Genomic DNA, 7,153 nt, shown 5'->3' on the forward strand with positions numbered 1-7,153 from the left:
ATCTCAAGTTCTCTACGCCCCCGGTCACCTGGCCCGAGGACGATGCCGACAAAGGCGTCGTGCTTGCTCGCTTCGGCGACAATCGCCTCAATGGCAGGCCGTTCCTCCTCGAGGCTTCCAAACGCGACCCCTGAGGCGAGGTGGCGGACCCCCGCGTGAACCTTGACGGCCACCGCGCCCGCCGCAAACGCGCGGGCAGCAAGGGACGGGTCGTTGCGGGGCAGGCTCGCGATGACCGCGACCCGGCCGGCACGCCGGATCGCGGACAGGCGTTGGGAGAACGTCCCTCTACTTTTCTGCATCAGGTTGCCCCTTCCGCTGCGTCGATTCCCGCACGACGAGCTCCGGCTGGATGAAGGCCTGCACCGGGTGCGTCAGCACGCCGGCGATGCGATCTTCCAGCAGGCGGCATGCGAGCCAGGCCAGTTGCTGGCGATTGACCCGGATGGTGGTGAGTCTTGGGGTGGTGTGGGAGGCGAGTTCGAGGTCACTGTAACCGACGACGCCAACGGCCTCGGGTACGTGGACACCTTGCTGCCGAAGCCCGCGCGCCAGCCCGCTGGCTAACCAGTCGGTTGCGGCGAAGACCCCCGGCCGAGCGCCCCGATGCGCACGCTCGGCCAGGACAGCGGCGGCCTGGAGGCCAGCCTCTTCGTCGATACCCCCGATGACCACCTCGACCCGGCGGCCGCCCAGCGCCCGGCGCATGCCGGCAAGCCGGTCGGCGAAGGTCTGGATGGCCAGATCCCCACCCACGAACCACCACTCGTCGTACCCGCACTCCACCAGGTGCTGGCCCGCCAGGTAGCCACCGGCCACGTTGTCGGGGATTGCGGCGAAGTACTGCTGGAAACGGGCCGTGTACTTTCCGATGGTCACCACGGGCACCGGGCCCGCCGTAAGGCGGTCGAGCCATTCGTCGTCGATCGGCACGCCTCCCACCAGCACCCCGGCTACGACCCGCTGTTCCACGAGCTTGGGAAGGGGCGCTCCCCTCCGGCCGCTGACTGCCTCCAGCATCAACTGGCGTCCCGTGCGGGCAACGTAAGCCAGCGCAGCCTCAGTCACGTCCCGGAAGAACTGGTCCCCCCTCAGCCCCCCGGCGGGGTTCGCTATGACCATGCCCAACGGCGCCGTGGCCAGGTCGGGGGCCTCGCCTGGGGCCGGGGCACCTGCCGAGGGCTGCGCGAAAGGAACCGCCTGCCGGAGCCGGCCGGCGGCTTGCTTGACTCGGTTGCGGGTTGCAAGGCTGATCCTGGGGTCGTCCCGAAGGGCCCGAGAGACGGTCGACGGCGAGATCCCAAGTCTTCTGGCCAAAGCACGCTGCGAGTCTGGCAGTGCCCTCATGAGAGCATCCCGTCCCCCCGGCTCCTCAGCCCTTCAGCCCGCTGGAAGCGATCCCTTGGATGAAGTGTCGTTGGCCCAGCAAGAAAGCAGCGAGCAGCGGAAGCGTCACCACCGTCGTGGCCGCCATAAGGGGGCCCCAGGCCACCGTGTACTGGCTCTGGAAGACCTGCAGGCCGAGCTGCACCGTGCGCATGAGCGGCTCGGTGGTCACCACCAGAGCCCACAGGAAGTCGTCCCAGATCATGGAGAACGAGAAGATCCCCAGCGTGGCCAGCGCTGGCTTCGTGAGCGGCAGGACGATGCTTGCGAAAATCCGTCCCTCCGAAGCCCCGTCGATGCGTCCCGCCTCCATGAGGTCGTCCGGGATGCTCAAGAAAAACTGCCGCATGAGAAAGATGCCGAACGGCGGAACGAGATGGGGCAGCAGAAGGCCCGGATACGTATTGAGCAGGCCCGTGCCACCTACACCCCACAGATTGTTGCCCCCAGCGAGGGGCATGTAGCGCGCCACCAAGAACAGCGGGATCAGAATGACGTGAAAGGGCACCATCATGGTTCCGATGAGGGCGTAAAACAGCGGCTCTCGCCCGCGAAAGCGGAACTTCGCGAACGTGTAGCCGGCCATCGCACAGGCCATCACGTTTAGCAGGGTGCCCGCCGAGGCCGTCAGCAGGCTGTTAAGGAAATACCGGCCAAAGGGGGCGGCCTTGAACGCGTACCCGTAGTGATCCCAGGTGAGCCGGCGAGGTACCCAGACGGGCGGCACGGCGAAGAGATCCGCATCGACCTTGACCGAGCTCAGCACCATCCACAGCAGAGGAAAGCCCATGACCACGGCCGCGAGCAACAGGCCAAACCATACGAATAGCCTTTGGCGCGCCAAACGAGCAGCCACCCGGGCCTGCCCTGCGGCCACCGGCGTAGAGATGCCCGCCCCCGCTGCGACCTGCACCCTGGCACCTTGCCCGCTCACGGTTGCTGTCACGCCTCCGCCGGGGAGCGGTATGCCTTCAACTGCAAGACGGACAACGTGAAGATCACGACAAAGAGCACGAAGGAGATGGCTGAGGCGGCCCCCATCTCGAAATACTGAAACGCCGCCTGGTAGATGAGGTAGCCCACCGTGGTGGTGGATTCGAGCGGCCCGCCCTGGGTCATGGCGTAAATCTCGCCAAACGTCTGAAAGGTTGAAATGAGCCCCATCACGATGATGTAGAACGTGACGGGCCACAAAAGCGGCCAGGTGATGCGGCGGAACCGTTGAAAGGCGCCGGCGCCGTCGATCGTAGCCGCCTCGTAGAGTTCAACCGGTATACCCTGCAGCCCGGCAAGGTAAATCACCATGTTGACGCCGGCGCCCTTCCAAACCCGCATCAGCACCAGCGAATGCAGCGCCGTCCCGGGGTTGCCAAGCCAGTTGACCGCGGGAAGCCCCACGGCCGCCAGCACGCTGTTGAGCAGGCCCACCCGAGTGTTGTACAGCCAGAGCCAGACCATACTGGCCGCAATGACCGACATGACGCTGGGCAGGTAGTAGATGGCGCGGAAGGCCGCGATGCCCCGGATGGCGCGGTTGACGAGCAGCGCAAGGCCCAGCGCCAGGGCGATGTTGAGCGGCAGGACCTCCAGCGCGAACTGCACCGTGTTGGCAAACGCCTGCCAGAAGAGGTCGTATTCGAACAGCACGCGGCGGTAGTTTTCGAGCCCCACCCAGTTGGGCCGGGAGAGCATCGTGTAGTCGGTGAGACTGAGGTAGAAGGAGGCGCCGATGGGCGCCACCCGGAAGACGAGGGTGTAGGCGACGGCCGGCAGGAGGAAGAGAGGGATGATCCACCGGATCCTCCCCCGACGCCCTGCCGCCCATCCTGCCGCCTTCGCCTGCCCGGCCGCCGCCGCACCCACCGGCGCTATCCCCGCTTTCCCTGCATGCTGGAAGGGCCGCTACCGCAGGATCCGGTTGACCTCGCGTTCAGCCTGGGCCAGCGCCTGATCCGGCGCCAGACGGCCGAAGGCCGCCTGTTCGATGTAGCGGACCAGGATGTCACGGGTCTTGACCCACTGCGGGTGGTTCGGGTTGAAGCGCGCATGCGCCATGCCCTGGATGAAGGCCACCGCAGCGGGGTTCTTCGTGACGAACGAAGCCCGGGACAGGGACTGGCGCGGCGGCAGCCCGCCCAGCGCCGACACGATGGCCTCGAGGGGTTCCTCGCCGGCCAGGAACGCCAGGAACTCTCGAGCGAGTTCCGGCTCTTTCGACTGCCTCGAAACGAACATCCCGGCAAAGGAGAACCACGCCGCCTGAGTCTGCCGGCGGAGCGGCGCGGCCACCCGGATGTGCGGGTAGACGTCCGGCGCGTAATTGGCGATGTCGTTGATCACCTCGAGGGGCAGAAACGACATGGCCACCGTGCCGGCAGCCAGCGGTGGCAGGTTACCGACCGGCTGGGCTTCGTCCACCGTGCCGATGGCGGCGTCGGTCGCAAGCGAGACGTAGAACCGCAGGGCCTCGGCGCCCGCCGGCGTGTTGAACGCCGCCGCCGTGCCGTCGGAGCTTAGAAGTTCACCGCCGTTTTGCCAGAGGAAGGGAGACCAGACCTGCTGGGCGCTGATCCCGCGGACCGGCAGGTCGATCCCTTCTCGGATGAGGCGAGCGCCCTCGTGGCGCGCCAGCTTGCGGGCGGCGGCCATGAGTTCATCCCAGGTGGACGGGGGCGCCTGCGGGTCGAGGCCGGCCTCCCGGAAGAAGTCCGCTCGGTAGACGAGGAGCTGGCCCGAGCCGAAGACGGGCAGCATGTATCGCTTGCCCAGGTAGCTTCCGGCGTTGAGCGTGGCGCCAAAATCAGCGGCCCCGGAAAAGCTGGCGAACCAGTCATCCAGCGGCGCCACCTGCCCTGCCGCTGCGAAGCTGGCGGTTGCCGCCTGGCCGTGCATGAACAGGTCCGGGGCCACCCCGCCAGCGAAGGCCGTGGCGAGCTTTGGCGACAGCTCTCCCCACGGGATGAAGTCGACCTGCAGGCGAACGCCCGGGTGTTTGGTCTCGAATGCCGGCTTCAGGACGTCGTTGACGGCTCGCATGAACGGCTCCGGCGTGCCGGCGAACCATACCCGGACGGTTCGTTCGGCGGCCAGGCTTGCGCCCGCCGCCACCACCATCAAGGTCATCAGGACCAAGACGACGGCACACGTTCGTAACGCGGTTGCCTTTTTGTGTCGCTGCATCTCGACCCGTCCCTTCCACGGCCGAGCAGGGAGCGCACCTGCCGGGGTGAGCCCGGCCGGGTTTGGCTCCGGCTGGCGGCCGTTAATCCCCTCCCGACCCGGCCCCCAGGAGGCCCAGAGCATCGACCACCGCCTGCCAGACTTCAGCGGGGCGCTGCGAGAGACGGTTGTCACCGGTCCCCCAGCGATCGGCCCAGAAGGCGATGTCGGAGAGGCCGGTTGCCCTCAGCCAGCGGGCGGCCTCCACGATCATGGGCTCGACCCCGGCCGGAACGTCGAAGGCCTGCACCCACACATGAGGCTGTCTGCCGTGGCGGCGGCAGACCTCGAGGAGGTGCTCGACCGGGCGGCGCATGTACGAAGCGGGTTCGGCGCGCCACGCCGCATCCGGCGCCGTAGGGCCGGCGCCTTTGTCCATGGCGGCTGCCATCAAGCCGGGATAAGGGTCTGTGCCAAGGCTGTCGAGCGATTTGATGGAGGCCACTTCGTCCCAATCCGCGAAGGCACGCGCCGCACGCATGAGATCGGCAGGGCTGCTCCGGCCTGCCGTGAGGCTATCGTCAAACGGCAACAGGCAAACCATGTTGCGAAGGCCGGTTGCGTGGGCGGCGTCGCAGGCCTCCCGGAGCACGTCCAGGGCCTGGCGCCGCCGAAAAGCGACCACGGGTTCGGTCAACTCGACCGGCATGGGGTGGCCGACCTCGGCCCTGTAGCGGGCCTGACAGCGGGCGCATCGGCAACCCCACCGGACGGCACCGGTCTTGGGGTCTGCCTCATGAAAAAACTGTGGCTCGTCCCAGAACACGCCGTCAGCGCCCGTTCGAGCAGCGAACTGCACCCATCCGGCCAGGTGGGCCCGCCACTCGTCGCTCGACGGGCACGCCCGGGCCAGGGCCAGACCATCGGACAACACCTGGCACGCCTCGGGATGGTGGATCGGAAAGACCGAGTACGGGGTGCAGAAGATGCCACCGAGCCCCCAGGGGTCAAGGTAGACTTCAAGGCCGGCCCGGTGCGCGGCTTCCACCATTCCCGCAACGGTAGCGGGAAAGAAGAGCTGATCGAAGTCCGTTGCGACGAGTACGACGTAGTTGGCGCCGTTCTCCACCATTTCCCCGGCGTGGCGCCGGAACGCATCGATATCACGGGTGCGCAGAAAGTAAGCCAACCCGAGCCGCATGACCCACCCCGTCTCCCTTAACGCTCCCCTGCCGGCGTGCATGCGGGGGAATGCAACATATGTTGTCCGTGCACCGGGCCGCTCGCACCGCGCCACTTCGGCGCGCCGTGCCTAGTTCCTGCAAAGGGATTCATAAAATGCGCGCCGAAAGTGTTGCATTCATTGCATTGCCTACAGCGTCGCTCAGTTGGGTAGGCTGCCGCTTCGAGGCCGAGACGGTGGACGGGGTTGGCCGATGCAGTCCGTCAGGGGTGGGCGCTGCGCCCGTCCCAGCAATGGTTCTTTGGGCCGCCTGCGCTGCCCGGCCGGGCCGAGGTCAATTCAGCCAAATGACCCGCCCGGTTTCGGAGGCATCGTAGCCGCCGAGGCGCTCGACCTGGCCTTTGAACTCGGCGGACGCCAGAACGGCCAGCACTTCCTGGATCGGCGGGGTTTCGAAATAGACCTGCGGGATAACGAGGTCGTAACGCTCCTTCGCCAGCGGGATGAACTCAAGCCCCAGCGCCCTTGCCGCCGCACAGATGCCCAGCCCCACGTCCGCCGCGCCGCTGGCCACCGAGGCCGCCACCGCCATGTGGGTGAACTGTTCCCGCTCGTAGCCCCGGATCCGTGCCGGGTCAAGGCCGGCCTGCTTCAACATGAAGTCGAGCAGGATGCGAGTACCTGCCCCCCGCTGCCGGTTGACGAAGGCGATATCCTGGCGGGTGAGGTCGTCAAGCCCGCGAACGTTCTTCGGATTGCCCGGCGGCACCATGAGCCCCTGATCCCGGTGGGCCAGCGTGACGACAACCACCTTCTCCCCCGGCAGGTAGCGGCGCACGTAAGGTACGTTATACTCGCCCGACTCTTCGTCCAGCAGGTGGATTCCCGACATGTGGGCCTCGCCGCGCCGCAGCGCCATGAGCCCGCCCAGGCTTCCCACGTGGGCAGAGGCCAGGCTCATGTCCGGCCGGCGGCGGCGCAGCAGGTCGGCGACCACGTCGAGCGCCACGTCGTGGCTTCCGACGGCTACCACCGTCCCGCCGATCTCGTCCCGCCGCCGGAGGAGCTCCACCTCCACCTCCTGCCCCGCTTCGATCCCCTCGCTCGACCGGGGCACCAACAGCAGCCCGTCGGCCCGCACCATGGTGGACAGCAGCCCCGCGCCCCGCGCGAGCGGCGTGGCCACGAGCCGCCCGCCGATCTCCCCCAGCTTGACCCGGATGAACTCGTCCACCCCCGCCGTCGAGGCCAGCCGGCGGTTCAGCCGCGCCCGAACCACCTCCCGCCCGGGCGCCGCAAGGCCCTGCAGCGCGTGCACCAGCGGCCTGACGAAGCGTTCAAACGTCAGGGCCGCGGTCACGGGGTAGCCCGGGATGCCGGCGACGGGCGTTCGTTCCGCCAGGCCGAGCACCGTGGGCTTGCCGG

At 67.6% G+C, this 7,153-nt stretch carries 7 protein-coding genes; all 7 read right to left on the minus strand.

Annotated features, from left to right (window positions below; translation table 11 throughout):
* Window positions 1-302: hypothetical protein (locus AB1609_10465; GenBank protein ID MEW6046890.1), on the minus strand; the 302-nt coding region annotated here is incomplete at its 3' end.
* Window positions 289-1,347: a LacI family DNA-binding transcriptional regulator gene (locus tag AB1609_10470; protein MEW6046891.1), complete on the minus strand. Its 1,059-nt coding sequence runs from the start codon at window positions 1,345-1,347 to the stop codon at window positions 289-291. The genes AB1609_10470 and AB1609_10465, both read right to left, overlap by 14 nt.
* Window positions 1,348-1,372: 25 nt before the next feature.
* Entirely contained in the window at window positions 1,373-2,320 is a 948-nt protein-coding gene (locus AB1609_10475) for a carbohydrate ABC transporter permease (protein MEW6046892.1), read from the minus strand.
* A gap of 8 nt (window positions 2,321-2,328) precedes the next feature.
* Entirely contained in the window at window positions 2,329-3,249 is a 921-nt protein-coding gene (locus AB1609_10480; GenBank protein ID MEW6046893.1) for a sugar ABC transporter permease, read from the minus strand.
* A gap of 39 nt (window positions 3,250-3,288) precedes the next feature.
* The gene (locus AB1609_10485) at window positions 3,289-4,566 is read right to left on the minus strand and encodes an ABC transporter substrate-binding protein (protein MEW6046894.1); all 1,278 of its coding nucleotides are present in this window, start codon (window positions 4,564-4,566) and stop codon (window positions 3,289-3,291) included.
* An 82-nt stretch (window positions 4,567-4,648) separates the two neighbouring features.
* Complete coding sequence (locus AB1609_10490) at window positions 4,649-5,746, minus strand: hypothetical protein (protein ID MEW6046895.1); 1,098 nt, start codon at window positions 5,744-5,746, stop codon at window positions 4,649-4,651.
* A gap of 316 nt (window positions 5,747-6,062) precedes the next feature.
* Window positions 6,063-7,153 (minus strand): substrate-binding domain-containing protein (locus AB1609_10495; protein MEW6046896.1); only part of this gene is annotated, 1,091 nt, incomplete at its 5' end.

It is taken from the genome of Bacillota bacterium, assembly GCA_040754675.1.
In the GTDB taxonomy this organism is placed as follows: domain Bacteria; phylum Bacillota; class Limnochordia; order Limnochordales; family Geochordaceae; genus Geochorda.

Excerpts from the sequence above, each read along its gene's own strand:
- AB1609_10470 (MEW6046891.1), bottom strand. The coding sequence starts at position 1,347 with ATGAGGGCACTGCCAGACTCGCAGCGTGCTTTGGCCAGAAGACTTGGG.
- AB1609_10485 (MEW6046894.1), bottom strand. The coding sequence starts at position 4,566 with ATGCAGCGACACAAAAAGGCAACCGCGTTACGAACGTGTGCCGTCGTC.
- AB1609_10490 (MEW6046895.1), bottom strand. The coding sequence starts at position 5,746 with ATGCGGCTCGGGTTGGCTTACTTTCTGCGCACCCGTGATATCGATGCG.